Consider the following 26665-nt stretch of genomic DNA (forward strand, 5'->3'; position numbering starts at 1 on the left):
TCTCCTCCTCAGCGGGCCGCCGCCGCGCCCACGCTGTTCTTCAGCTCCAGCACGAGCTGCGGGCTCAGCGCGGCACCGGCGCGGTTGGCGAACAGCGTCATCTCGTAGGCGATGTTGCCGAGCTTCGCCTCCTTGTCGGTGACGACGCCGAGCACGGCGCCGCTGCCGATCGCGGAGACGATGACGTGACCGCCCTCCAGATCGATGATGACCTTGTTCAGGCCGCCGAGGCCGTAGTTGCCGGAGGCGCCCGCGGCCAGGCTGGTGATGCCGGACACGATCGCCGCGAGCCGCTCGGAGTCGGCGTGCTCGCGCAGCTGTGACACCGCGATCAGCAGGCCGTCGGAGGACACGGCGATGGCGTCGACGACGCCGGCGGTCTCGGTCGCGAAGCGGTTCAGCAGCCAGGTGAAGTCGGCCGCGGCTGCCTGCAGGTCGGTCGGCGTGGTGCCGCCCGTCGGGCTGTCACCTGTCGACGTGCTCACTGCTCGGCTCCTTCCGGAAGGTGGTTCGGGTCGTGCGGCGGGGTGGTCGGGGGTGTGGGGGCGGGGTGCTGTGGGGGGTCGGTGGCCGGGGTGCCGTCGCCGTCGGGCGGGGCGTCGTCCGGGTGCGGTGGCCGCGTGGCCCGCGGGGTGGCGTCCGGCAGGGACGTGCGCGGAGCCCCGGCGGCGCTGTCCGGGCGGGCCCGGTGCGATGCGGGCGTCCCACCGTCCGGGCGCGCCACCGTGGCCGTGCCGCTCCCGTGCGGAGCCGTACCGGTGGTCACCGGGCGGGTGAAGCTGCCCGTGTCGCTGTCCCGCCGGGCGCGTTCCACCGCGTCCTCGAACTCCTCCAGCGCGCTGCGGACGGCCTCGGCGTCCAGCGGCCGTACGGTCTTCGGCACCGTCGGCGCGGCGCCGGCGGTGGTGCGCAGCGTGGCCCCGCGCACCCGGCGGCGCAGCGGGCGCCCGGTGCGTTCCACGTCGCCGGGCGCCTGCTCCCTCGAAGGGGCCGGCGCGTCGGTGCCCTGCGGTGCGCGGCGGGGGACCCGGCGGGGGAGCGGGCCGCCGTGTTCGGCGCGGGCGGGCTCGTCCGGGGCGGTGCCGTCGGCCGGTGGCTTCTCGTGGGTGGTGTCCGGCGGCAGCGCGCCCCGCGCGGGTACCGGGCCGGACACCCCGGCCACCGGCGCGGGCGCCGCGGTCACCGGAGCCTCGGCCCCCGCGCCCGGCGCCAGCAGCAGCGAAGCCGGCAGCGTCACCTCGGCCGTCACACCGCCGCCCGGCGTGCGGGTCAGCTCGACCGCGATCTCCCAGCGGCGGGCCAGCGCGCCCACCACGAACAGGCCCAGCACCTTCGTCGGCACCAGGTCCAGCCGCTCCCGGCGGATCAGCCGGGCGTTCTCCTCCGCGAGCCGCTCGGCGCTCATGCCGAGGCCGTGGTCGGTGATCACGACATGCGTGCCCTCGGCGCCGGAGCGGACGGTGACCTCGACGGGGCTGCCCTCGGGCGAGAACGACACCGCGTTCTCCAGCAGTTCGGCCACCATCAGCGTGAGGTCACCGATGACGTCCGGTTCCACCAGGGCGTCCGACGCGGCGTACAGCCGTACCCGCTGGTAGCCCTCGATCTGCCCGAGCGCGGCCCGTACGACGGTGGACAGCGATGTCGGGCCCGCGTCCAGCACCGTCTCGCGGATGCCGGCCAGCAGCATCAGGCTGTCGGCGTTGCGGCGCAGCCGCACGGCGATGTGGTCGATGGAGTACAGCCGTTCCAGCAGCGCCGGGTCGGTCTCCCCCCGCTCCACCGCGTCGATCAGCGCGAGTTGCCGGGTGGTCAGGTTGCTGACCCGGCGGCCCACGTTGCCGAACATCTCCGCGGTGTTGCGCCGGCTGAGCACCTGGCGCTCCAGCAGCGCGGCGGCGGTGGTCTGCACCCGGTTGAACGCCTCCGCCAGGTCGCCGATCTCGTCGCGGGCCGTGACCGGCATGTCCCGCAAGCGGGGCGGTCCGTCGTCCTCGGCGTCGTCGTCGGCCACCCGGGCCAGCTCCCGCCCGGCGACCTCGGCGACCTCCCGCGCGGCTCCGGTGAGCGCCTGCACGGGCCGGACCACCGAGCGGCGCACCAGCACCGCGAAGGCGATCCACAGCGCGAAGGCGATCAGCGCGCCGCTCAGCAGCAGGCCGGCCCGCCAGCGGGCGCCGTCGGCGGCGCCGTCGGCCCGGTCGGCGATCTGGCCGATCAGCGCGGTGGTGATCTTCAGCCGGGCGGCGGCCTGTTCGGGGTAGGCGGGGTAGTCGGTCAGCGCGTCCTGCACCGCCCGGCGCAGCCGCCCCTTGTCGTTCGTCTCCAGCCGGCCGACGCCGACCTGGAGTTCGGCGTACGCCTCGGCGATCTCGCGCTGTGCCTGCGTGTGCTCGATGCCGGAGAACCGCTCGGCCTGCGCCTCGGTGGCGAACCGGGTGAAGCGCTCGGCCTGGTGGGTGTACAGCTCGTACGCGCCGACCGCGCTGGTGAACTCGATCTGCGCGTTGGTGTCGCCCGTGGTGGCGGCGAACACATTGGTCTCGAAGGCGCCGTGGGCGGCGTCCGCGCGCAGCAGGGAGTCCAGCAGGCTGCCGGTGAAGGTCTCGGCGAGGTCGGCGTCGCGGTCGAGGCCGAGGCCGTCGATCAGGCTCTGGGCGGCGCCCGCGTAGGCCGGGTCGATGTTGTCGGCGGGCAGGTACGACTGCTCCACCGAGGTGCGCAGGCTGGTGAGGCCCTCGACCCCGCGCAGCGCCTGCGCCTCGCCCTCCGGCAGCCGGTCCCCGAACACCTCGCGCACCTTCGCCACCTGGGAGTCCACCGCGTGCTGCGCCGCGCGGTAGGCGGACGCCGACGGCTTCGCGTCCCCGGACTCGTAGCGCGTCGAGAGCAGGATGGCCTGCTGGTGCTCGGCCTCCACCCGGTCCACCAGCCGCGCCACTTGTGCGCTGTCGCGCACCAGCCGGGCCGCCGAGGCGGCGCTGGACGACTGCCGCACCAGGTCGGTGAAGAGGTACGCCAGCAGGACCGCGATGACCGCGAGGGGGATGCCGACGAGCAGATTGAGCTTGCGCCTGAAGGGCCAGCGGTCGGCGAAACCCCGTGCTCCGCCCCGCGTGGGGGCGTGCCGGGCGGGCGCGTCCACCTGGTTCGTGGACACCGGGCCTCCTTCATGGGTGTCTTGTCCGAAGGGAGCCGTCGCTCCCGGACCTGAGGGCTGTGTCGCCCCCGGAACGCCTGCGTCACGACACCGAAGCGGGCCCCGCGCACCGCTGTGGTCGATACCAACTCGGGTGAGACTACAGGCCTCTTGAGGTGTCGATCAGCTCACCTTTCATCAAGAATCCGTTACAAAGAGAATGCTCTGTGTGCACGAGTGACCGCAGATCGAGGCCAATCGGTGATCTGATGCCCTTGACTGACCGAGAACTGGCTGGATTGGATCAGCGCGTGACTTCCACGACCCACATCAGCAGGTCCATCCGGAGGAACCGAGGCGCGGCGGCGGTCGCCCTCGCGGCGGCTACGGCTCTGCTGGCGGGCTGTTCCTCCAACGACGGCAAGTCCGACAACCCCCTGTCGGACGACAGCAAGGCCAGCGGCGACACCGTCGTCGTCGGATCCAACAACTTCCCCGAGAGCACCCTGCTCGCCGACATCTACGGCGAGGCGCTCAAGGCCAAGGGGATCAAGGTCACGTACAAGCCGAACATCGGCAGCCGCGAGACCACCTACGGGCTGATCAAGAACGGTTCCATATCGGTCCTGCCCGAGTACAACGGGGCGCTGCTGGCCTACCTCGACCCGAAGGCCGCCCCGAAGACCCTCGCGGAGACCACGGACGCCATCAACGCCAAGCTGGACTCCAAGCTCACGCTGCTCGACCCGGCGTCGGCGCAGGACAAGGACTCGATCACGGTCAACGCGGCCACCGCGAAGAAGTACCAGCTCACCGAGAAGTCCTCCATCGCCGACCTGAAGGACGTCGCCAAGGACCTGGTCATCGGCGCCTCGCCGGAGTTCCAGACCCGGCAGCAGGGCCTGGTGGGCCTGAAGTCCGTCTACGGCCTGGAGTTCAAGTCCTTCAAGGCGCTGGACGCGGGCGGCCCGCTCACGCTGGCGGCGCTGAAGAAGGACGCCGTGCAGGCCGCGGACATCTTCACCACGGACCCGAACATCTCCAAGGAGAAGTTCGTCGTCCTCCAGGACCCGAAGAACCTGTTCGGCTTCGAGAACGTCCAGCCGCTCACCTACAAGGGCGCGCTGTCCAAGGAGGGCGTCGCCGCGCTCAACGCCGTCTCCGCGAAGCTCGACACCGCGACCCTGCTGGACCTGGACACCCAGGTGCAGGCCCAGAACAAGGACCCGCTGGACGTCGCCAAGGCGTGGCTGAAGTCGGCGGGTCTGGGCTGAGGCCGGACCACGCGCAAGGGCCGTGACAGCCGGAACGGCCCAGGGTGAGCAGACGGAAGAGAACGACCCGGACGACCGGAACAACAACCGGAACGTCCGGAATGATTAGGAACTGTCAGGAACGACCGTGGACCTGCCCACGCGGGTGCCCTCGCAGCCAGGGGACACCCGCGTCCCGCTCGACGGCGGCGGCCTCACCCTCCCCGCCCTGATCCGGCTCGCGGACGGTACGGCCGTACCCGCCCTCGACCCCGGCGCCCTGGACCGGGTCCGCCGCGCCCGGGAGACGGCCGACCGGCTCGCCGCCACGGGCCGCTGGTACGGCCGTGGCACCGGCGTCGGCGCACACCGCTCGGTCGCCGTCGACCCGGCCGAGGAGACCGCCCACGGGCTGCGTCTGCTGCGCAGCCACGCGGGCGGGGCCGGTCCGCTGCTGCCGGCCCGCACGGTTCGCGCGATGCTCGCGATCCGAGCCAACCAGCTCCTCGCCGGCGGCTCCGGCATCCACCCGTCCTTCGTCACCGCCCTCACCGACGCCCTCCGCCTCCGCGTGCACCCGGCGGTCAACGAGTACGGTGGCGTCGGCACCGGCGACCTGACGGCCCTGGCCCAGACCGGCCTGACCCTCCTCGGCGAACGCCCTTGGCTGACACCGGACGACTCGGCGACCCCACCTCACGCGGACGGAACCGTGCCGACGGGGGAGCCGGCGGGGGCCGGGCCGGAGCTCGGGGTCGGCGAGGCGCCGGGTGGGGGGTCGGCGGGTGGTGACGTGGGTACTGCGGAGTGGGCGGCGGTCGGATCGGGGGCCGGGCCGGCGGAGGGGCCGGGTGGGGGTGCGCTCGGTGCGGAGTGGTCGCCTTCCGACGCCAGGGCCCTCGGTACCGTCGGCGTTGGTGCGCAACGACCGGTCCCGGCAGCGGCGGATCCGACCGGGACGGTCGAGGCCGCGCATCTCGGCGAGGCCGGCCCCCGGGGCGTCGGCGAGGGAGACCGGACCACCGGTGAGCTGCCCGCCCCGGTCACCCTGCGGGCCGGCGACGCCCTCGCGCTGCTCAGCAGCAACGCCCTCGCCCTCGCACAGGCCGCCCTCGCCGGACACGAGACCGAACTGCTGCTGCGGGCCACGCACGTGGTCGCGGCACTGTCCCTCGCCGCCGTGTCGGGCTCCGCGGAGGCGTACGCCGCGCCGGTGCACGCCCTGCGGCCCTACCCGGGCCCGGCCCGTGCCGCCGCCGAGGTACGGCGTCTGCTCGGCCTGCCCGACGACCCGGCGACGGGCGTGGGGAACGGGCTCCCCGCAGCGGACCGGCGGATCCAGGACCCGTACGGATTCCGCGCGTTCCCGCAGGTGCACGGCGCCGCCCTCGAAGCCTCGGCCGCGCTGCGCCGGATCGTCGAGACCGAGATCAACTGCCCCTCGGAGAACCCCGTCCTGACCCCGGACGGCCACCTCTACCACCACGGCGGCTTCTTCGCCGCCCCTCTCGCGCTGGCGCTGGACGGCCTGAACCTCGCCCTGCTGAAGACCGCTCAGCTCTCCGCCGCACGCCTGTCCGCACTGAGCCGCCCCGACCTCACCGGCCTGCCCGCGTTTCTCGCCACCGGCCCGGCCGGCAGCTCCGGCACGATGATCCTGGAGTACACCGCCAACTCGGCGCTCGCCGAGCTGCGTTCCAGCGCCGCCGCGCCGGCCTCGGCCGGACACGCCGTCCTCTCCCACGGCCTGGAGGAGGCCGCCGGCTTCGCCGGGCAGGCGGCCCGCCAGACGGAACGGGCCCGCGCCGCCTACGCCACCGTCCTCGCCTGCGAACTGGTGTCCGCCGTCAGGGCCCTGCGTCTCCACCCGGAGCCGCCGGCCTTCCCCGCCCTCACCCTCGCCGCCGCCGTTCTCCCCACCGGCCTGGAGGACCGCCCGCTGAGCGGCGACATCGAGGCGGCGACGGAACTCCTGCCCCGACTCGCCGAGTTCTGAGCGCCGAGTTCTGAGCGCCGAGTTCTGAGCGCCGAGTTCTGAGCGAAGGAGGGTGAGGGCGGGAGCGGTGAGCGGGGGAGTGGTGAGCGCGGGCGTGCTGAGCTGCGTTCGATGTGGGCGTGGACGAGGGCACGGCCGAGGTCTCCGCACATGCCCTCATCCACGCGCTCCACAGGAGGCTCAGAGGTCGAACTCGTGCGGCGGCAGGTCCAGCGCGTAGCACGCCTCACGCACCACGGCCTGCTCGTCCTTGTCGAAGTCGCCGTCCGCGCCGCCGATGACGATGCCGATCTGGATGACGGCCCGCGCCTCGGCCGGCTTCTTCTTCGCCTTGGCGACCTCCTGCAGCACGCTCACCTTGCCGAAGGCGAAGTCCCTCGTCAGCTTGTCCAGGTTCTCCTCGAAGCGCCGGCGGAGGTCGTCCGCCGGGAAGTTCTGCAACACCTCGTTGGTGGCGATGAGCTGAGCCACCCGCTGCCGCTCCGACGGATCCACCGTCCCGTCGGCGGCGGCCACCAGCGCGCACATCGCCATGCTCGCATCGCGGAACGCGCCGCTCTTCAGGTCGTTCTTCTTCGCCACCAACTGCGTCTGCATCTGCGACGCCGACTCCTTGATGCGGTCCCACAGGGCCATGCGCACTCCTCATATCGTCCGCCGGGTGCTTCCGGCAGCCCGACAGTAACTTCTACAGCAACGTAGAAACTAATGGGGCGGCCGGGTAGTTCCGGAGATCTACACTGAGTCCGCGGACACGGCGTACACAGCCGGTACACAGCGACGAACCCAGGACGAACCCAGCGGAGGAAGGCGACAGTGGCGACAGCGCCCGGCACCGGCCACCAGAACCCCTCCGCCGAGGTGCTCGCCGAGGCGGCCGCCGCCTTCGGTCTGCTCGCCGCGCCCGCCCGGCTGCACATCGTGTGGGCGCTGACTCAGGGCGAGAGCGACGTGACCGGCCTCGCCGAGCGGGTCGGCGGCGCCCTGCCCGCCGTCAGCCAGCACCTGACCAAGCTCAAACTCGCCGGTCTCGTCCGCTCCCGCCGCGAGGGCCGCCGCCAGGTCTACTTCGTCGACACCGCGGAACAGGCCGCCGTGGTCGACGTCGTACGCCTCCTCGTCGGCCGGCTCGCCGAGCGGGAGGCACCCGCCGCCGTCCCGGCCCACCGGCTCCCCGACCTCTGATCGCGGGACCGGCACCGTCCTCCAGAAGCTCCGGCATCCGGACACCGGCCCGCGCGCATTCACCGCCGCCGAGACCGACGCCCAGGCCCAGACCCAGACTGAGGCCCTGGTCATGTTGTTGTTGCTGCGCAGCGGTCGCCGGACAGTGGCGCCCCTGGCGGCCAGGCGGCCCGGCTCGGTCGGCTGGGTGGCCCGCCACGGTCGGCGTGTGCCGTAACCCGCCTTCGTGCTCGGCCCGGCACCAACGCCTGTCCCGGGGCGGGTGTGCGCTTTCCCGCCCCGAGGCCGGGTTGTACAGTTGCGCAACATGGCAAGCGTTGCCGCAAAGTGAGGCAAGCGAGACAAGGAAGGGGGCGGTCATGCTCCGCAACGGACTTGAGCCCTGGCATCTGCTGATCGTCGCGGTCGTGTTCCTCCTGCTGTTCGGGTCCCGGAAGCTCCCCGACACCGCCCGGGCGCTGGGCAAGTCCATGCGCATCCTCAAGAGCGAGGCCAAGGCGATGAAGGAAGAGGACGGTACGCAGGGCTCCGCCGGCTGAGCGGCCCCCTCCTCCCGCTTCTCTCCTACCCTTCGTCGCCCTCGTCCTCCTCTCCCTCGAAGAAGTCCCCGATCTCGTCGACGACTTCCGCGGCCACCATGCCGCCCACGACACCCACGGCGAGGCCCGCCGCACCGGCGGCCACGGCCGTGCCCAGGCCCGGGCCGGAGCGGTGGGCGTCGACGGAGTGGAGACCGGGCTGGTGCGCGCCGCCGTGGCCGTACGCCGCATGGCTGTCGTAGGCGTCGCGGTGCTCGGTCACCTGGCGGATCCAGCCGTCCACCTCTCTCTGCCAGTCGAGGGTCGGCGCGTCCTCGTGACGCACGGTGAAACGGGTCAGGGCGTCGTGCCCCGATGACCACAGGCCGCCCCGCTTGTCCGCCTCCAGGACCACCTCCACGCCCAGGGGCGAGGCGAGGAAGGTCAGCTCGATCTCGTTCACCGCGTGCGCGTACTGAGGGGCCGGGGTCAGCTCGATCTCCTGGTAGAACGGCAACTGCTGCCCCGTACCGCCGATGCGGCCGTACTCCAGGTCGGCCGAGCGGAAGCCGAAGCCCAGTGCGCCGAGGGCCTCCAGCACGGCCTCCTGCACGGGCAGGGGACGGACGGCGAGCGGATCCAGGTCGCCCTTGTCCCGGGCGCCGGCCACCGCGACCTCGGTCCGCACGCCCAGCACGATGCCGAGCGGCTGCCCGTACAGTTCGGTCACCGGGGTCTCCCAAGGGAGCGGGACACTGAACGGCAGTTCGCGTTCCTCCTGTTCGCCGAGTCGGAAACCGCCGCCGACGGTGAACCGCTCGAAGGCGACCGTGCCCTCGCTCTCGCCCTCCGCGTGCTCCGCCTCCACACGGGCGATCAGCTCCAGGCCGATGTGTTCGACCTCCACGGCCGTCGCACCGCCCCGCAGCAGGACCCGGCCCGACAGGGTGCCGCCGGGCAGCGCCGCGCCGCCGTCCAGCACCGTGTCCACGGAGGGGCCGCCGACCCCGATCGCGCCCAGCAGCCTCTTGAACACCATGCCGTAGCTCCTTCGTTCATCGCGTCACCCGGGCGGCTCCATCGCCGTCCGACTGCCCGATGAACTCCCGGCGAGCGCAAAGAAGTTCCCAAGTCACCTGTTCGGGGGACCTCTGGCCTGTGATCCGGCCCGGTTCCGGCCTCCTCCGCTCCGGGGAACCAAGCAGGGGTCCGTCCCCCCCCGCACCGAGGCCCGGCCAAGGCCACTCGACCACCGAGACCGGCGCCAAAGCCACTCCATCACCGACACCCGGCATCGGCGCCGTCACCCGCCGCCAAAGCCACTCCGTCACCGACACCCGGCATCGGCGCCGTCACCCGCCGCCAAGACGGCCCAGCGCCGAGAACGGGCCCAGCGTCAAGGACGACCCAGCGCCGAGAACGGCCCAGCGTCAAGGACGGCCCGGCGCGCACCGAGCCCGCGCTGGGCCGGCATCCTCGTCCAGGCTCCGGGTCAGGCCGTGCCCGCGCCCTCCGACGTCAGGGTGTGTGCCTCGGCCCGCTGCTGCTTGCGGCGTTTGCGGCGGCTGACGCGTGGTTCCTGGTCCGGGAGCCAGCCGAAGGCGAGGCAGCTGCCGATGGCGCCGAGGAGCAGGCCGATGAAGAAGCCGCCCAGGTTGGAGGTGAGCCAGCTGCCCAGGGAGAGCAGGATGCCGGTGATGGAGTAGAAGAGCCGCTGGGAGGGGTTGAAGAGGATCAGCAGGCCCAGCAGCACCATGAGGGTCGGCAGCAGATAGCCGGCCAGGCCCTGCATGCCGATGTGCAGTACGACCTTCAGCGAGGCCTTCTCGGTGAGCAGGATCTCGCCGCCGCCGAGGGCGAGCAGCAGCCCGCCCCAGAACGGCCGGCGGGCCCGCCATCCGCGAAAGGCGAGCCTCGGTCCTGGACGTGGACGCTCCGGCACGGCGATCAGCAACCCGAGTCGCTGAAGCGCAGTTTGAGACCCGGCAGCTTGAACACACCAGCCGTCGTGGCGTAGTTGGTCTGCCGCAGGTTAGCGATCCGCACGGTGTCGGCCTGCTGGCTGAAGACGCCGATCGGACCCTTCACACCCGCCTTGTTCAACGTGCTGGCGTCGTTGCCGATCTCGATGTTGTTGAACGCCGCGTCACCGGACAGCTCGGTGGAGTCGGTGGTCAGGTCGGTCGCGCTGACCTTCTCGGACCCGCCTCCCGCGGTGATCAGCAGGTTGGTTCCGCCCAGGTCGACGCTCTGGCACAGCTTGGTGAGCGTGGCGTGCTTGATCGCGGAGGTGACGACGAGCACCTGGCCGCCGGTGTCCCCGGCGTTGGGGCTGCCCTCCGCCATGTTGTCGAGCCCGCCGAACTGCTCGAATCCGGTGCCGTTGAGTTCCGTGGCGGTGACCGTGAACGGCATGCCGGAGATGGAGAACTGCACACCCAGCGCTCCCTGCGCGGTGAGGACCGCGAGGCCGGCGGCGACCAGGGTGGCGGGCACCGCCATCACGGCGGCCCGGCGGGCCCGGACGCGCCCGCGTCTCTCGCCGGCGGTGGTCCCGGCGGCGTTCCGGGCTTCGGGCGGGGTGTCGCTTCCCGGGGTGTCGCTTCCCGGGCTGTCGGGGGTGTTGCCGGTGGACGGGACGTCCGGGGACGAGGCCATGTCTGCTCCCATGAGCGCGGGTCAATGCGGGTTGGGCTTCAGTGGCGCGGTGTCCTGGCGCGGACAGCGGATGCCGCGCACGTCTCCTCGCAACTCCCGGCGGGCGCAAGGGCTTTCTCGTTACGCGGCAGTAGCCTTCGAGGAAGTTACCGCCGGTTACATTCAGGGGTCAAGGGAGATGTGAAAAAAGGGTGTCGGATGTGCGCGGACCGCAACCAGCCTGGCTCAACTGTCCTTCAACCACTTGACCCTGACGGTTGATCAGGTCTACAACTTCCCCTGTTTCCATGGATCCGTGGCGCCGGATCCAGCAAGCGGCACCCGTCGCGTCAGGCGTGGCATCCGCCGCGTCCCTCGTGCGGCACCGGCCGCGTTCCCGGCCCTGTCACGGCAACCGCTCCACCTCTCAGTGCGGCCCCGGCACGGTCACTTCCCTCGTTCTCTCCATGTCGGGCCGCCCCTGTACCCGGCCCGGCCGGAGGTCTTCCCCCGAGGCCTTCGGCCGGTGCCCGGTGTGCCGCCGTCGCGGGTCCGCCGCGTACGGAGAAGGCGTGACGGCCCCGCGCCGGCGGCATCCGCACCGATTCCCACCCCCCACCTCACCTCATCTGTCCCCCCACTTCGGAAGAGAGGCACCCCCATGCGTACGCGTTCCCTCCTCGCTCTTGCCGGCACCGCGACGGCGCTCGCCCTCACGTGGGCCACCCCGGCCTCCGCAGCCGGCACGGTCCTCACCACCGGCAGCACCGGTGGCACCGCGGTCGCCGTCGGCGACACCCTCACCGCCCCGCTGGCCTCCGGCACCTCCGCCACCTTCTACTCCAGCGCGACCGGCACCAGCGGGATCAAGTGCACCGGCTCGCAGTTCACCGCCAAGGTCACCGGGAACCCGACCGCACCCGGCACGGCCACCGAGTCCGTCACCGCGCACACCTTCGACAACACCACCTGCACCAGCAACGTCACCGGTGTCCTGGGCGTCAACGGCATCACCATCAACAACCTGCCCTACTCCGCGACGATCACCTCGGGCGGCACCCTCACCGTCTCGCCCGCGAGCGGCTCCGTCATCCAGGCCACCGTCCAGCTGCGCACGCTGCTGGGCACCGTGACCTGCGTGTACCAGGCGCCCAGCCTGACCGGTAAGTCCGACAACGCCGACAGCAGCATCACCTTCACCAACCAGCAGTTCACCAAGACGTCCGGCTCGTCGCTGTGCTTCGCCAACGGCTACTTCACGGCGAAGTACGCACCTGTCACCGACGCGGGAGTCCGGGTCTACGTCAACTGACCGACCGGATCGTCTGCTTCAGCGTCGTCGTGGACGACGCAGCCGCAGAGCGAGGGCGGCGCCCCCGGTGAGCAGCAGCACCGCGGCGGCGCCGCCCGCCAGCAGTGGTGCCGAGGGGCCCGACCCGCCGTGCGTGGTCTTCGCGACCGGGGTTCCGTCGCGCACGGCAGCCTCGGCCCGGTCGCCGACGCCGCCGGGCAGGTCGGTCGGACTCGCCACCGGTGAACTCGACTCCGGTGAAGCCGGTGTGGCCGAAGAACCCGGTACGGCCGTTGAACCCGGTGAGGACGGTGAACTCGCCGTCGGTGCGGGCCGAGGGGACCTCGCCGCCCCGGCGGCCGTCCCGCGCTCCGGGAAGACCACGTCGGAGCACGCGTAGTACGTGTCCGGCGTGCTGCTGTTCTGCCAGACGGTGTAGAGCACGTGCCGCCCCGTCCGGTCCGTCGGGAACGTCGCGTTCACACGGTACGCCCCGTTCCGCAGCGGCGGGTCCGTGACCTCGGCGAAGGGTCGCGCGGGCAGGTCGGACCAGGTCAGCGGCCGCGAGGGGTCGTAACCCCGCTTGGTCAGGTACAGCTTGAACGTGCCCGTGTGCGCGATGGTCGACGCGTAGGTCAGCGTCAGGTGGCCGCCCGGTGTCAGCCGCGTCGCCGGCCAGTCCCGCCGGGCCAGGTCCAGGCCCCGGTACGCCGGCAGGTTCCCGCTGCACAGTCTGCCGTCCGGAATCACCCGCCGGTCACGGCCCGCCACCCCCGCCACGCGCAGGTTGTCCCAGGCGGTGAACGGACCGCCGTTCGCCGCGATCGCCGCCCGGCAGGCCGGTGTCCGGACGGCGGCCCCCTCGGGTGAGCAGGCGTAGACCCGGCTGACCGGGTCCGTGGGGGCCCCGTGCGCCTGGGCAGGCCCCGCCGCCCACGGCAGGAGCAGGAGCGGTGCCGTTACGGCGGCCGTCCTGACGCTCAGGCGGGCGGTCGTCCGAGTCATCCGAGTCATCGGGGCGTCTCCTCGGCGGGCGCGGGAACGGGGTCTGCGGCGTCCAGTACGGCCCCGCCGGCCGCCGCGTTCAGCCGGTCTGGCGCACCCGCGCGCGGGGGGCGTGAAAGCACCGACCGGTTCGGCTGTTTTGCGCCTGCTTCCACACCCCATTGAGGAGTCGGCCGTCCGCCTCGTATCGTGGCGATCATGGGGCGGCGCCCGTCGCCCCGGGGCTCGCGGACACCGGCCGGCGACGAAGGGGAAACCATGAGGTCTCGCCCGTTGAAGAGGTGCGGAGCACCCGGCCGGCGTCGAGCGGAGCGATGACACGTGTCGTACCGCGCGCGTGGTCCGCCCGGACTCCCGTTGCCGATCGGTGAGTTATCGTATGCAACGAGTCAGAAACAAACCGCATGGCCTGTTCTTTTGGGTGCGAGGAGGGGGTCCAGGATGCCAAGGCAGTTACGTGCCGAACAGACCCGGGCGACGATCATCACGGCCGCCGCCGATCTGATCGACCGGCACGGATACGAGTCCACCAGTCTGAGCGACATCGTCGCACACGCGAAGGTCACCAAGGGCGCCCTGTACTTCCACTTCGCCGCCAAGGAGGATCTCGCCCACGCCATCCTGGAACTCCAGGCCAAGGCGGCGCGGCAGCTCGTGGCCGATGTCGAGAGCCGCGGCTGCTCCTCGCTGGAGGCCCTGATGCGCACCACGTTCGGGATCGCCCGGCTCGCCGTGGAGGATCCCGTACCGCGCGCCGGACTCCGCCTGGCCACCGCGGACATCGCCGTACGGCCGCCGCTGCGGCACCCGTTCACCGAGTGGCTCGACTTCGCCACCCGCAAGTTCACCGGAGCCATCAGGGAATCCGACGTACACGGCGATCTCGACGTCGGCGTCGTCGCCCACTCCCTCGTCTGCTTCTTCATCGGCACCCGGGTCGCCGGCCGCTCGCTCGAACCGGTCGGACGGCTGCCGCGCAGGGTCGCCGAGATGTGGCACCTCATGGTCCGCGGACTCGTCCCGGTGCACCGCCGCCCCCGCTACGTCACCCTCGCCACGCAGCTGGAGCGGGAGATCCGCACCGCCTGACGCCCGCGATACGGTGACGGACATGCCCGACATCCCCTTCGCACCCGTGATCCTCGGCAACCAACCCGGCTCGTTCCCGCACAGCGTGCTGGCCGAACGGCACCCCGCGATCATCCGGCAGGTGAGGGACGCGTTCCCGTACGGCCCCGGGCAGCGCACAGCGCTGGACGAGCTGCTGAAGAGCTGCACCGAGGGGACCCTCGGACCGCTGCCCGCCGACGCCCCGGACCGGGACCGGTGGCACGACTGGGGCCTCGCCGAGTACGCCGGCCGGTCCTGGTACGAGGTGCCCTGGCTGTGGGCCGAGAGCTACTTCTACCGCCGGCTGCTGGACGCCGTTTGCTGGTTCGGGCCGGGTGCCTGGCAGGGCATCGACCCCTTCCGCCCTTTCAAACGCGCCGAACTCGACGCCCCGGAGACCGACGAGGAACTGGCCGCCCTGGACGGCCTGCGGGACCTTCCGGAGGACGAGCGGGCGGGCGCCCTGCTGCACGGCTCGCTCTGGGGCAACCGCGCCGACCTCGGCTTCCGGCTCTCCGCCGCGGGCGCCCAGGCCCGCGAACCCGCCCCCGCACTGGTCGCCGACGACAGCGAGACCCTGTGGTCGCTGCTGCCGCCCGCCGGAACCGGCACGCTCGTGCTCGTCGCGGACAACGCGGGCCGCGAACTCGTCCCCGACCTCCTGCTGATCGCCCATCTCCTCGCCGAGGGCCGGACCGCGCGGGCGGTGCTGCACGTCAAGCCGTACCCGTACTACGTCTCCGACGCCACCACCGCCGACGTCGTCGACGCGCTGCACCGGCTGCGCGCGGCCCACGGGACAGCCGCCGAGTACGGGCGCCTGCTCTGGTCGGCCATGGCCGACGGCCGGCTCACCGTCCGCGCCCACCCCTTCTCCTGCGCCCCGCTGCCGTACGCGGCGATGCCGGACGACCTGCGCGCGGAGTTCGCCGCGGCCACGCTGACCATCGTCAAGGGCGACCTCAACTACCGGCGCCTGGTGGGCGACCGGCTCTGGCCGCCCACCACGCCCTTCCGGGAGACGACCGCGTACTTCCCCGGCCCGGTCGCCGCCCTGCGCACCCTCAAGTCCGATGTGATCACCGGCCTGTCCGCGACGACCGAGGCCGAACTGGTGGCGGCCGAGGGGCGGAGCTGGCGGACCAGTGGCACGCACGCGCTGATCCAGACCGATCCGCAAGGCGACGGGAAGCACGCATCAGGTGATCCGCACCGGCAGTGACTTGAGGCCGTTGATGAAGTTCGACACCAGCCGCCCGGGCGGCCCGGCGAGACGCGGCGGTCCGGGCAGGACGCGCAGCACCTCCTCGTGCAGCAGCCGCAGTTGCAGCCGGGCGAAGTGAGCGCCCAGGCACACGTGCGGGCCGTCCCCGAAGGACACGTGCGGATTGGGGGAACGGGCGAGATCGAGCCGGTCGGGAGCGGCGAAGACGCGCTCGTCGCGGTTGGCCGAGGCGTGGAACACCACGACCTTGTCGCCCGCCCGGATCGCGCGGCCCGCCAGCTCGGTGTCCCGCACGGCCGTCCGGCGGAAGGTCAGCACGGGCGGATGCCAGCGCAGCAGCTCCTCGACGGCGGACGGCACACCCACCTTCCCGGCGCGCAGTGACGCGTACGCCTGCGGGTGCTCCGCCAGCGCCAGCAGTCCGCCCGGGGCCGCACCGCGCACGGTGTCGTTGCCCGCCACGGTGAGCAGGAAGAAGAACATCTCCAGCTCGGCCTCGGCGAGTTCGGCGTCGTGGGCGAGCGTCGTCATGATGTCGTCCGCGGGATACCGCCGCTTGTACGCGGCCAGCTGTCCGGCGTAGGCGAACATGTCCGCCAGCATCGCCGGTGACCGCGGATTCACCGGTCTGCCCTCCTCGTCCAGCACCGGCGGACCGGCCTCGTCCGGGTCCTGGTAGCCGATGACCCGCTGCGTCCAGCGCAGCAGCAACCGCCGGTCGCTCTCCGGAACGCCCAGCAGATCCGCCAGGTTCAGCAGGGCGTACTCGTCGGTGACGGCGGACACCAGGTCCACCGTGCCGTCCCCCGCCCGCGCCGCCTCCAGGGCGCCCGCGAGCAGCGTGCGCGCCCGCTCCCGGGCGACCGCCGCGAACCGGTCCACGCGCCCCGGCGTGAAGGCACGGCTCACCAGCCGCCGCAGCCGCCCGTGCCCCGGCGGGTCCTGGTTGAGCATCATCCGCCGGATGAACGGCAGGTCCTCGGGGTCCGGGTCGCGGATCTGGGTCGCGCCGACGTACGACGAGTACGTCCCCGCGTCCTTCAGCACGCGTACGACATCCGCGTGCCGGGTCACCGCCCAGAACCCGGGCCCGGCCGGCCAGCCCAGCACCTCCGGTTCCTGCTGCCAGGCCACCGGATGGTGGTCGCGCAGCACGCGGTAGTCGTCGTGGGGCACCCCGGCGGCGTACCGGCGCGGATCGAAGACGTCCGGGACCGGCGGCGCGTCCCGCACGCTCACGCCGCCCCGCCCGCCCCGGTGCCGCCCGGGCCGTCGGCCCGCAGGAAGTCCTCGAGGGCACGCACCAGGTCCAGCGGGGTCTCGTCCATCGCGTAGTGACCGGCGCCCGGCAGTACGGTCAGCTCCGCGCGCGGGTACCAGGACAGCCAGGTCTGCCGCATGACCTCCGCGGACAGCGCCGGGTCCAGCGCGCCGGCCACGGCCAGCGCCGGTACCTCGCTGCCCACGACGTCGGCGGTGAAGTCCTCGCCCGCCCACGAGTCCAGCCAGGCCCGGAACGCCTTGGGGTCACTGCGCTCCAGCGAGCGGGCGACCATCCGGTCCAGCCAGGCGGCGGGCCGGCGGCCCCCGGTGGTGAGGTCGATGATCGCGCGCCGGTTCTCCGCCCGGTGCGCCGCGTCCGCGAACAGCGCCGCCTGCTCGCCGGCCAGCGGCATTCCGGAGGCGGGCACGGGGGAGACGCCGGCGATCCGGCGCAGGCGGTGCGGGGCGACGGCGAGCAGCCGCTGCGCCACCGCGCCCCCCATCGAGTGCCCGACCACCGAGAACCGGTCCCAGCCGAGCCGGTCCGCCAGCTCCACCAGGTCCACGGCCGCCTCGGCCGTCGTGTACGAGCCCGTGGCGTCCCGGGCCTCGCCGTAACCCCGCAGGTCCACCAGCGCATAGCTGAAGGACGTGCGGTCCAGGTCCGGCAGGACGGCCGCGTAGGCGGACCGGTCGGCGAACCAGCCGTGCACGGCGAACACCTTGTGGGCGCCGTCGCCGTGCACCTCATGGGGCAGCACGAAGGAGGTCATGCGCCTACCGTGGCCCCCGCGCGCGGACACGGCAAGGGAACCAACGCCACAACCGCCCACCGGAGTTCCAGGTTTCGCGAGCGGTTCACGCGATGGTGTGATCATGTGCCGCCGACCGGATGGGCGTCCGGGGCCGCGGGTAGGGCCCGGCCATGACGCAGCCGTTCGAACTCCCGCACTTCTACATGCCGTATCCCGCGCGGCTCAACCCGCACCTGGACGAGGCCCGGGCCCACTCCACGCAGTGGGCACGCGACATGGGCATGCTGGAAGGCTCCGGGATCTGGGACCAGGCCGACCTGGAGGCGCACGACTACGGCCTCCTGTGCGCCTACACCCATCCCGACTGCGACGGGCCCGCTCTCTCCCTGATCACCGACTGGTACGTGTGGGTGTTCTTCTTCGACGACCACTTCCTGGACATGTTCAAGCGCACCCCGGACCGGGCCGCCGGAAAGGCCCACCTGGACCGTCTGCCGCTGTTCATGCCGCTCGACCCCGCCACCCCCGTGCCGGAGCCGGAGAACCCGGTGGAGGCCGGGCTGAAGGACCTGTGGGCGCGGACGGTGCCGGCGATGTCCGTCGACTGGCGGCGCCGCTTCTCCGTCGCCACCGAGCACCTGCTCAACGAGTCGATGTGGGAGCTGTCCAACATCAACGAGGGGCGCGTCGCCAACCCCGTCGAGTACATCGAGATGCGCCGCAAGGTCGGCGGCGCACCCTGGTCGGCGGGGCTCGTGGAGTACGCGACCGCGGAGGTGCCCGCAGCCGTCGCCGGCACCCGGCCGCTGCGCGTCCTCATGGAGACCTTCTCCGACGCCGTCCACCTGCGCAACGACCTGTTCTCCTACCAGCGCGAGGTCGAGGACGAGGGCGAGAACAGCAACGGCGTGCTGGTCCTGGAGAAGTTCTTCGGCTGCACCACCCAGGAGGCCGCCGACACCGTCAACGACGTCCTCACCTCGCGGCTGCACCAGTTCGAGCACACCGCGTTCACCGAAGTCCCCGCCGTCGCCCTGGAGAAGGGCCTCACGCCCGCCGAGGTCGCCGCGGTCGCCGCCTACACCAAGGGCCTCCAGGACTGGCAGTCCGGTGGCCACGAGTGGCACATGCGCTCCAGCCGCTACATGAACAAGGGCGCGCGCTCCAGCTCGCCCTGGCAGCTCCCCAGCGGGCCCGGGACCTCCGCCGCCGACGTCGGCGCGCTGCTCGCCGCGGCCGCACAGGACCGGCTGCGCGCCTACTCCCACGTGCCCTACCAGAAGGTCGGCCCGTCCCGCATCCCCGACCTCTACATGCCCTTCGAGCTCCAGCTCAGCCCCCACCTGGACCGGGCCCGCGGCAACCTCGTCGACTGGTGTCACCGGATGGGCGTCCTCCAGGAGGGCGTCTGGGACGAGGACAAGCTCGCCGCCTACGACCTCGCGCTGTGCTCCGCCGGCCTGGACCCGGACGCCACCCCGGAGGCCCTCGACCTCAGCGCGCAGTGGCTCGCCTGGGGCACCTACGGCGACGACTACTACCCCCTGGTGTACGGCCACCGCCGGGACCTCGCCGCCGCCCGGCTGACCACGGCCCGCCTGTCGCAGTGCATGGCGGTGGAGGGCGCGCCCACGATCGTTCCGGCCGACGCCATGGAACGCGCGCTGATCGACCTGTGGACGCGCACCACGGCCGAGATGACCGCCGACCAGCGGCGCACCCTCAGGACGGCCGTGGACAAGATGACCGAGAGCTGGGTCTGGGAACTCTCCAACCAGCTGCAGAACCGCATCCCCGACCCGGTCGACTACCTGGAGATGCGGCGCTCCACCTTCGGCTCGGACCTCACCCTGAGCCTGTGCCGGACGGGCCACGGCCCGGCGATTCCCGCCGAGGTGTACGCCAGCGGTCCGGTGCGCTCCCTGGAGAACGCCGCCATCGACTACGCCTGTCTCCTCAACGACGTCTTCTCGTACCAGAAGGAGATCGAGTACGAGGGCGAGATCCACAACTCGGTGCTGGTCGTGCAGAACTTCTTCGGCGTGGACTATCCGGCCGCGCTCGGCGTCGTCCACGACCTGATGACCCAGCGCATGCGGCAGTTCGAGCATGTGGTCGCCCACGAACTGCCGGTCCTGTACGAGGACTTCGAGCTGTCGGCCGAGGCCCGCACGCTCATGGACGCCTATGTGCAGGACCTGCGGAACTGGCTGGCGGGCATTCTCAACTGGCACCGGGAGGTCGACCGGTACAAGGCCGAATGGCTCGGCCGCCGCACCCACGGCTTCCTGCCCGGCCGCACCCCCGCCCTGTCGCCGGGCTGACGGTCCGCAAATCTCCGCGTACGGAATCGGGCATTCAGGGAACTTCGGTGAGTCCTCGGGAGTCTTGTGGAGTAAGGGGAACAACAGCGCCAGAACACACGGGGGTGTTCGACCTTGACCGAGACCATCGAGAGGCTCACCGGACCGACCGCGGGCGAGCAGGCGCCGGCGGCCCGCGAACTGACGCCGTACGTGGCGCCGTTGACCGTCCCGCCGGTCCTGCGGCCCGCCGCGGACGACGTCCTGCGCGAGACCGAGATCGCCCTGCGCCCGACCTGGGTGCGCCTGCACCCGCAACTGCCGCCGACCCTGATGTGGGGCTACGACGGACACGTGCCGGGCCCGACCATCGAGGTGCGCCGGGGACAGCGCGTCCGCATCGCCTGGACCAACCGCATCCCCAAGGACAGCGAGTACCCGGTCACCTCGGTGGAGGTGCCGCTGCGCACGGACGGCCGCCCGCAGGCCACCACCGAACCGGGCCGCGGGGGCGTCGAGCCGAACAAGGACGTCGCCGCCCTGCCCGCCTGGTCGGTGACCCATCTGCACGGCGCGCAGACCGGCGGCGGCAACGACGGCTGGGCGGACAACGCCGTGGGCCACGGCGACGCCCAGCTGTCGGAGTACCCGAACGACCACCAGGCGGTGCAGTGGTGGTACCACGACCACGCCATGAACATCACCCGGTGGAACGTGATGGCGGGCCTGTACGGCACCTACCTCGTCCGGGACGACGAGGAGGACGCCCTCCACCTGCCGTCCGGCGAGCGGGAGATCCCGCTCGTCATCGCCGACCGCAACCTCGACACCGACGAGGACGGCCGTCTCAACGGCCGGCTCCTGCACAAGACGGTGATCGTCCAGCAGCGCAACCCGGAGACGGGCAAGCCGGTCTCCATACCCTTCACCGGTCCGTACACCACGGTCAACGGCCGCATCTGGCCGTACGCCGACGTGGACCCGGCGTGGCACCGGTTCCGGCTGGTCAACGCCTCCAACGCGCGCATCTTCGAACTCGTCCTCATCGACGAGGACGACCGGCCGGTACCGGGAATCGTCCACCAGATCGGCAGCGACGGCGGACTGCTGCCGCGCCCGGTGCCGGTCGACTTCGACGCGGAGCTGCCGGCCCTGACCGCCGCGCCGGCCGAGCGGTTCGACCTGCTGGTGGACTTCCGCGGACTCGCGGGCCGGACCCTGCGGCTGGTCAACAAGGGTCCCAACCAGCCGGCGGGGGTGCCCGACCCGGCCGGAGACGTGCCCTGTCCGGCCGTGCTGGAGTTCCGGGTCCGGGAGAGCTGCGCGGAGGACACCTTCGAACTTCCGGAGGTGCTCTCCGGTTCCTTCCGCCGCCTGACCCACGACACCCCGCACGGCCACCGGCTCGTCCTGCTCACCCCGCCCGCCACCAAGGGGGCCGGCGGCCACCCGGAGATCTGGGAGATGACCGAGGTCGAGGACCCGAGCGGCCTGACGTTCCCGGCCGAGGGCATCGTGCAGGTCACCGGACCCGACGGCACCACCAGGACGTACCGGCGCACCGCGCGGACGTTCAACGACGGGCTCGGCTTCACGATCGGCGAGGGCAGCCACGAGCAGTGGAGCTTCCTCAACCTCGCGCCCATCGTGCACCCCATGCACATCCACCTGGCCGACTTCCAGTTGCTGGGGCGGGACGCCTACGACGTCTCCGGCTTCGACCCGGCGGTGGGCGGCACCCGCACCCCGATCCGGTACGACGCCGGCCGCGAGATAGCGCTCGCGCCCAACGAACGGGGCTACAAGGACGTCTTCCGGGTGCCGGGCAACCAGATGCTGCGGGTCATGGGCCGCTTCGACGGCGCGTACGGCCGGTTCATGTACCACTGCCATCTGCTGGAGCACGAGGACATGGGCATGATGCGACCCTTCGTCGTCATGCCTTCCGAGGCCCTGAAGTTCGACCACGGCGGCGCGCACGGCGGCCACGGCGAGGGCCACACGGGCTGACAGGGCGGGCCGAAAGGGTGTGCTGAACGGCTGGCGTGACAGCTATGAGTACCCTCCGTCACCCTCCGGGCAGTCTCACCCTTTCGTGTCTCGTCGCGCCCCACCGCCCCGGGTAGAGCACCAGCCGGAGGCGAGCGAACCATGGAACACACTGCGTTGCGTCCGAAGCCGATGCCCGGCCAGGACCGGCGGGAGGACGACACCCCCGACCCCGCCCGTCGCCCGCACGCCGCGCCCCGGCGCGGGCGGCGGCTGCGGACCCTGCTGTGCGGTCTGTGCGCCGGCACCGTGCTGGTGCTCTCCGGCGTCGGCATCGGCACGGTCGGTGCCACGGTGATCGGCATGAGCAGACTCGCCGAGCTGCGACGCCAGGCCCCGCCGCCCGCGCCGGCGCCCTCGGTCAGGGCCACGCCCCCGCCGGCGCCCGTCCCGGCCCCGTCCGGCCCGGTCCTCGGCGTGGAGACGGTCGACGCGGAGAAGGTGGGCGCCCTCGTGGTGGGCGTGCACGTGCCCGGCCCCGGCTACGCGGCGGGCCTGGTCCGCGGGGACGTCGTACTCCAGTGGGGCGAGGCCCGTGTGGACACCGCCGCCGACCTCGCCCGAGCCGTCGGACGGGCCCGTCCCGGCAAGGCGGTGCTGCTCACCGTGCGCCACGCGAGCGGCGGCTACCAGCAGTTGGCGGTGACCCCGGGAGTGGTGACCTGACCCGGTCAGGGACCGCCGCGGTCCCGGTCACGCCAGGAAACCCCTTGGTCACCATCCGTCCCGCACGTCATCATGGACCCATGCCGAGTGCCCCCTCGACGGACTGCGGGACGCCGGTCCGCGGGACCGGCTCGCGTGGGCCGGTGCGGACGGGCAGGATGCTGCCCGAGACGCCACCGCCCCGTTTCCGCACCCGCCCCGGAGGCCCGGATGACCGGTAGTACGCCCGCGCCCTTCGCCGCCGCCGACTACAGGGCCCGTATGGAGCGTGCCGCGCGCTCCGCCGGCGACGCCGGCCTCGCGGGGCTGCTCGTGGCGCCGGGACCGGACATGGTGTGGCTCACCGGCTACACGCCCACAGCGGTCACGGAGCGGCTGACCCTGCTGGTCCTCGCGCCCGGCCGGGACCCCGTGCTCGTCGTGCCCACCCTGGAGGCCCCGGACGCCGAGCAGGCGGCCGGCGCCGCCGCGCTGACGCTGCGCGACTGGACCGACGGCAAGGCCCCCTACGCCGTCACCGCCGGCCTCCTCGACGACCGCGGCCGGTTCGGCATCAGTGACAACACCTGGGCCATGCACCTGCTGGGCCTCCAGCGGGCCCTGCCCGGCACCTCCTACGCCTCCCTCACCGATGCCCTGCCCATGCTGCGCGCGGTGAAGGACGCGGCCGAACTGGAACTCCTGGCGGCCGCCGGCGCGGCCGCCGACCTGGCGTTCGAGGAGATCCGCAAGGTCCCCTTCGCCGGCCGCCGCGAGTCCGACGTGGGCCAGGACCTCGCCGGCCTGCTGCGCCGCTTCGGCCACTCCCAGGTCGACTTCACGATCGTCGGCTCCGGCCCGAACGGCGCCAACCCCCACCACGAGGTCGGCGACCGCGTCATCCAGCCCGGCGACATGGTCGTCCTCGACTTCGGCGGCCTGAAGGACGGCTACGGCTCCGACACCACCCGCACGGTCCACGTCGGCGAGCCGACCGAGGAGGAGCGCCGGGTCCACGACATCGTGCGCGCCGCCCAGGAGGCCGGTTTCCAGGCCGTACGCCCGGGTGTGGCCTGCCAGGAGGTCGACCGCGCCGCCCGCGCGGTGATCACGGACGCCGGGTACGGCGGGTACTTCATCCACCGCACCGGCCACGGCATCGGTGTCACCACGCACGAGCCGCCGTACATGATCGAGGGCGAGGAGCAGCCGCTCGTGCCCGGCATGTGCTTCTCCGTGGAGCCCGGCATCTACCTGCCCGGCCGTTTCGGGGTGCGCATCGAGGACATCGTCACGGTCACCGAGGACGGCGGCCGCCGCCTCAACAACACCACCCGTGAGATGGTCATAGTGGAGTGAGAGACCCGAGGAGACCCACTCCGACGACACCCGGAACGGCGACGTGCGATCCATGACCCAGGCACCGACACCCACCGCGGACACCGTCCGCGCACTGGTCCGCTCGCTGCTCAAGGAGGGCGGCGACGGCACGCGGGGACCCGATGTGCGGCCCGTGACCGAGGACCGCGAACACACCTGGTGGGTCGGCAGCCGTCATGTGCTGCGCCTCGCGCCCGACCGCGAGGCCTCCGTCCGCCGCCGCCGCGAACTGCGCCTGCGCGAGCTGGTCCGCCCGCAGGTGCCCGTCGCCGTCCCGACCAGCGTCGCGCACGGCGACTGGGCGCCCGGTCTCGCCTACACCCTCGACACCCGGGTGCCCGGCGGCACGGCCGACGAGTACGACGTCTCCGCCGTCGGCGAGGCCGACCTCGCCGGGCTGCTCAGCGGGCTGCGCACGGTGCCGGCCCGCCAGGCCGAGGCGCTCGGCGTGCCGCGCATCGCCCCGCGCTCGCTGGAGGCGCTGCGCCGGATGGCCGTGCACGCGGCCGAACGGCTCGCCGCCGCCGACGAGTTCGACGCCGCCCGGCTGCACCAGCTGACCCCGCCCGGCGCGGCCCAGCTCGCCGCACAGCCCGGTTCCGCCGTCCTCACCCACCACGGGCTCACCGGCGCGCATGTGCTGGTCAGCGCCGACGGACGGGTGCGCGGCATCCTGGACTGGACCGCGGCGTCCCTCGGCGACCCCGCCGAGGACATCGCCGGACTCGCCGTCGCCGTCGGCTCCCCGCCGGCCGTGCGCGCCGCCACCCTCGCCGGCTACGGCGCCCGCCCCTGCCTGCGCGGCCTGTGGCTGGCCCGCTGCGACACCGTCATCCGCCTCACCGACCGCCTGGACGGCCGTACGACCGGCTCCCTGCCCCTGCTGCGGACCCAGCTGCGGCGCGCCTGGGAGCCGATCCTGCTGGAGCGGGTGACCGACCTCCAGGAGGACGAGCCGGAGCCCTGACGGGACCGCCAGGGCCCCTCAGGGCTGCGCCGGCACCGTCCCTCAGGGCTGCGTCAGCACCACGCACGACTCCCCGGGCACCTGGAGCAGCCCGTCCCCGCCCGGCGCCTCGACCGGGTCCCAGGCCGCGAGGATCTCCACCCTGCCGGTGCCCAGCGGGATCGCCGCCGGCTCCTTGCCCAGGTTCACCGCCACCCGTACGTCGCCGCGCCGGAAGGCCAGCCAGCGAGCGTCCTGGTCGTAGGCGACCTTCGTGTCGGCGAGGTCCGGGTCGGTGAGGTCGGGCTGGGCGTGGCGCAGCGCGATGAGCTTCCGGTACCAGGCCAGCACGCGCGCGTGGGGCTCGCGTTCCGGCTCCGACCAGTCCAGGCAGGACCGCTCGCGGGTCGCCGGGTCCTGCGGGTCGGGCACGTCCTCCTCGGCCCACCCGTGCGCGGCGAACTCCCGGCGCCTGCCCTGCCGTACCGCCTCGGCAAGCTCGGGGTCGGTGTGGTCGGTGAAGAACTGCCAGGGCGTGCCCGCCGCCCACTCCTCGCCCATGAACAGCATCGGTGTGAACGGGGCGGTCAGGGTCAGCGCGGCCGCACAGGCCAGCAGGCCGGGGGAGAGGTGCGCGGAGAGCCGGTCGCCCTGGGCGCGGTTGCCGACCTGGTCGTGGGTCTGGCTGTACCCGAGCAGCCGGTGTCCGGCCACGCGCGCGCGGTCCAGCGGCCGGCCGTGACGGCGGCCCCGGAAGCTGGAGTACGTGCCGTCGTGGAACCAGCCGCCGGTGAGCGTCTTGGCGAGCGCGGCGAAGGGATCGCGGGCGAAGTCGGCGTAGTAGCCCTGGGACTCACCGGTCAGCGTGGCGTGCAGGGCGTGGTGGAAGTCGTCGTTCCACTGCGCGTGCAGTCCCAGGCCGTTCTCCGCGCGCGGGGTGATGAAGCGCGGGTTGTTCATGTCCGACTCGGCGATCAGGAACAGCGGCCTGCCCACCTCCTCGGCGAGGCCGTCGACCGCCGCCGACAGCTCCTCCAGGAAGTGGCACGCGCGTGTGTCGTACAGCGTGTGCACCGCGTCCAGCCGCAGACCGTCGATCCGGTAGTCCCGCAGCCACGCCAGCGCGCTGCCGAGGAGGAAGGCCCGGACCTCGTCCGAGCCGGGCGCGTCCAGGTTCACCGCCGAACCCCACGGCGTGGTGTGCGTGTCCGTGAAGTACGGCCCGAACCGGGGCAGATAGTTCCCGGTGGGCCCCAAGTGGTTGTGCACGACGTCCAGGACGACGCCCAGACCGAGTTCGTGCGCCCGGTCCACGAAGCGTTTCAGGGCCTCCGGACCGCCGTACGGCTCGTGCACCGCCCACAGCGACACGCCCTCGTAGCCCCAGCCGTGCCGCCCCGGGAAGGGACACAGCGGCATCAACTCCACGTGCGTCACGCCCAGTTCCACCAGGTGGTCCAGGCGGGCGGCGGCGGCGTCCAGGGTGCCCTCCCGGGTGTACGTGCCCACGTGCAGCTCGTACAGCACCGCGCCCGGCAGCCCGCGCCCCGCCCACGGCGCCCGCCACGCGTACCGCTCGTGGTCCACGACCGCGCTCAGCCCGTCCGGACCGTCCGGCTGGCGGCGCGAGCGCGGGTCGGGCAGCACGGGGCCGTCGTCCAGCGCGAACCCGTACCGGGCGCCGTCCCCGGCCTCCGCCTCGCCCGTCCACCACCCCCCGCGCGCGGGATCGCGCGCCAACGCGCGCGCGGTGCCCTCGCAATGGAGCGTCACTCGTTCTGCCTGCGGTGCCCACACCTCGAACTGCACGGACGGTTCCCCTTCGTCTGCTCACCGTGATGTCCCGCGTCTCCATCGTGCCGCCCCGGACGATCAATCCGCTCTCGAATCGGCCCTTTGCCGGCAGGTGTCGCGGAAGTACCCACGGACCGGCACCGATTCCCCGATTTCTGGACACCCGGGGTT

The 26665-nt window shown here is 72.6% G+C and carries 21 protein-coding genes and 1 pseudogene; 12 read left to right on the top strand and 10 right to left on the bottom strand.

All coding sequences use genetic code 11. The features are described 5' to 3' along the window. Positions 1–8 precede the first annotated feature (8 nt). Both C3492_RS11245 and C3492_RS11250 read right to left on the bottom strand, forming a co-directional pair. Positions 9–485, bottom strand: coding sequence for a roadblock/LC7 domain-containing protein (locus tag C3492_RS11245; protein ID WP_103811597.1), 477 nt, complete (start codon positions 483–485; stop codon positions 9–11). Beyond that, complete coding sequence (locus C3492_RS11250; RefSeq protein ID WP_103811598.1) at positions 482–3160, bottom strand: ATP-binding protein; 2679 nt, start codon at positions 3158–3160, stop codon at positions 482–484. Before C3492_RS11250 ends, C3492_RS11245 begins: the two co-directional genes overlap by 4 nt. Positions 3161–3450: 290 nt before the next feature. Here C3492_RS11250 and C3492_RS11255 point away from each other — a divergent pair, with 290 nt between their 5' ends. Beyond that, complete coding sequence (locus tag C3492_RS11255) at positions 3451–4413, top strand: ABC transporter substrate-binding protein (protein WP_103811599.1); 963 nt, start codon at positions 3451–3453, stop codon at positions 4411–4413. Between the two features lie 127 nt (positions 4414–4540). Continuing rightward, a complete protein-coding gene (locus C3492_RS11260) occupies positions 4541–6388 on the top strand; it encodes an aromatic amino acid ammonia-lyase (RefSeq protein ID WP_103811600.1) in 1848 nt (615 codons plus the stop codon). Between the two features lie 180 nt (positions 6389–6568). Here the strand turns inward: C3492_RS11260 and C3492_RS11265 are convergent, their stop codons facing one another. Next, entirely contained in the window at positions 6569–7024 is a 456-nt protein-coding gene (locus tag C3492_RS11265) for a tellurite resistance TerB family protein (protein WP_103811601.1), read from the bottom strand. Positions 7025–7204: 180 nt separating this feature from the next. Between C3492_RS11265 and C3492_RS11270 the strand changes: the two genes are divergently transcribed. Then, a complete protein-coding gene (locus tag C3492_RS11270; RefSeq protein WP_103811602.1) occupies positions 7205–7573 on the top strand; it encodes a metalloregulator ArsR/SmtB family transcription factor in 369 nt (122 codons plus the stop codon). A 359-nt stretch (positions 7574–7932) separates the two neighbouring features. Then, a pseudogene (tatA, locus tag C3492_RS11275) lies at positions 7933–8106 on the top strand (Sec-independent protein translocase subunit TatA); the annotation flags it as partial. 31 nt (positions 8107–8137) lie between these two features. Here the strand turns inward: tatA and C3492_RS11280 are convergent. The 3 genes from C3492_RS11280 to C3492_RS11290 all read right to left on the bottom strand — a co-directional run bounded on the left by C3492_RS11280 (position 8138) and on the right by C3492_RS11290 (position 10749). Further along, positions 8138–9130, bottom strand: coding sequence for a sporulation protein (locus C3492_RS11280; protein WP_103811604.1), 993 nt, complete (start codon positions 9128–9130; stop codon positions 8138–8140). A 453-nt stretch (positions 9131–9583) separates the two neighbouring features. Continuing rightward, positions 9584–10045, bottom strand: coding sequence for a DUF6114 domain-containing protein (locus C3492_RS11285; protein ID WP_103811605.1), 462 nt, complete (start codon positions 10043–10045; stop codon positions 9584–9586). Next, the gene (locus C3492_RS11290) at positions 10039–10749 is read right to left on the bottom strand and encodes a DUF6230 family protein (RefSeq protein ID WP_103811606.1); all 711 of its coding nucleotides are present in this window, start codon (positions 10747–10749) and stop codon (positions 10039–10041) included. Before C3492_RS11290 ends, C3492_RS11285 begins: the two co-directional genes overlap by 7 nt. 640 nt (positions 10750–11389) lie before the next feature. Between C3492_RS11290 and C3492_RS11295 the strand changes: the two genes are divergently transcribed. Then, positions 11390–12040 (top strand): Tat pathway signal sequence domain protein, encoded by a 651-nt coding sequence (locus C3492_RS11295; protein ID WP_103811607.1) that lies wholly within the window; start codon positions 11390–11392, stop codon positions 12038–12040. Positions 12041–12058: 18 nt separating this feature from the next. Here the strand turns inward: C3492_RS11295 and C3492_RS11300 are convergent, their stop codons facing one another. Further along, positions 12059–13033: a lytic polysaccharide monooxygenase gene (locus C3492_RS11300; protein WP_103811608.1), complete on the bottom strand. Its 975-nt coding sequence runs from the start codon at positions 13031–13033 to the stop codon at positions 12059–12061. A 432-nt stretch (positions 13034–13465) separates the two neighbouring features. On the opposite strand from C3492_RS11300, the gene C3492_RS11305 reads away from it, so the two are divergent. Both C3492_RS11305 and C3492_RS11310 read left to right on the top strand, forming a co-directional pair. After that, complete coding sequence (locus C3492_RS11305; protein WP_103811609.1) at positions 13466–14113, top strand: ScbR family autoregulator-binding transcription factor; 648 nt, start codon at positions 13466–13468, stop codon at positions 14111–14113. A gap of 22 nt (positions 14114–14135) precedes the next feature. After that, positions 14136–15356 (top strand): damage-control phosphatase ARMT1 family protein, encoded by a 1221-nt coding sequence (locus tag C3492_RS11310; protein WP_103811610.1) that lies wholly within the window; start codon positions 14136–14138, stop codon positions 15354–15356. On the opposite strand, the gene C3492_RS11315 is transcribed toward C3492_RS11310, so the two are convergent. Together C3492_RS11315 and C3492_RS11320 are read right to left on the bottom strand one after the other, a co-directional pair. Then, on the bottom strand, positions 15333–16598 hold the full coding sequence (locus C3492_RS11315) for a cytochrome P450 (RefSeq protein ID WP_103811611.1): 1266 nt from the start codon (positions 16596–16598) through the stop codon (positions 15333–15335). The two genes, C3492_RS11310 and C3492_RS11315, sit on opposite strands and share 24 nt — an antisense overlap. Next, the gene (locus tag C3492_RS11320; RefSeq protein ID WP_103811612.1) at positions 16595–17395 is read right to left on the bottom strand and encodes an alpha/beta fold hydrolase; all 801 of its coding nucleotides are present in this window, start codon (positions 17393–17395) and stop codon (positions 16595–16597) included. The genes C3492_RS11315 and C3492_RS11320 overlap by 4 nt, the downstream gene beginning before the upstream one ends. 152 nt (positions 17396–17547) lie before the next feature. On the opposite strand from C3492_RS11320, the gene cyc2 reads away from it, so the two are divergent. From cyc2 to C3492_RS11345, 5 genes are all read left to right on the top strand, one after another. Continuing rightward, complete coding sequence (gene cyc2, locus C3492_RS11325) at positions 17548–19701, top strand: germacradienol/geosmin synthase Cyc2 (protein ID WP_103811613.1); 2154 nt, start codon at positions 17548–17550, stop codon at positions 19699–19701. 114 nt (positions 19702–19815) lie between these two features. Continuing rightward, positions 19816–21690 carry an O-aminophenol oxidase PhsA gene (gene phsA, locus C3492_RS11330; protein WP_103811614.1) on the top strand — a complete coding sequence of 625 codons (1875 nt, stop codon included), beginning with the start codon at positions 19816–19818 and terminating at the stop codon, positions 21688–21690. Positions 21691–21831: 141 nt separating this feature from the next. Continuing rightward, entirely contained in the window at positions 21832–22395 is a 564-nt protein-coding gene (locus C3492_RS11335; RefSeq protein ID WP_103811615.1) for a PDZ domain-containing protein, read from the top strand. Positions 22396–22605: 210 nt separating this feature from the next. Next, positions 22606–23733, top strand: a complete 1128-nt coding sequence (locus C3492_RS11340) for an aminopeptidase P family protein (RefSeq protein ID WP_103811616.1) — start codon at positions 22606–22608, stop codon at positions 23731–23733. Positions 23734–23785: 52 nt separating this feature from the next. After that, positions 23786–24721, top strand: coding sequence for an aminoglycoside phosphotransferase family protein (locus C3492_RS11345; protein WP_103811617.1), 936 nt, complete (start codon positions 23786–23788; stop codon positions 24719–24721). A gap of 42 nt (positions 24722–24763) precedes the next feature. On the opposite strand, the gene treZ is transcribed toward C3492_RS11345, so the two are convergent. Then, positions 24764–26509 (bottom strand): malto-oligosyltrehalose trehalohydrolase, encoded by a 1746-nt coding sequence (treZ, locus tag C3492_RS11350; RefSeq protein WP_103811618.1) that lies wholly within the window; start codon positions 26507–26509, stop codon positions 24764–24766. Positions 26510–26665: the final 156 nt, after the last annotated feature.

Origin of the sequence: Streptomyces sp. Ru62 (assembly GCF_002920615.1) — a bacterium.
Lineage (GTDB): Bacteria > Actinomycetota > Actinomycetes > Streptomycetales > Streptomycetaceae > Streptomyces.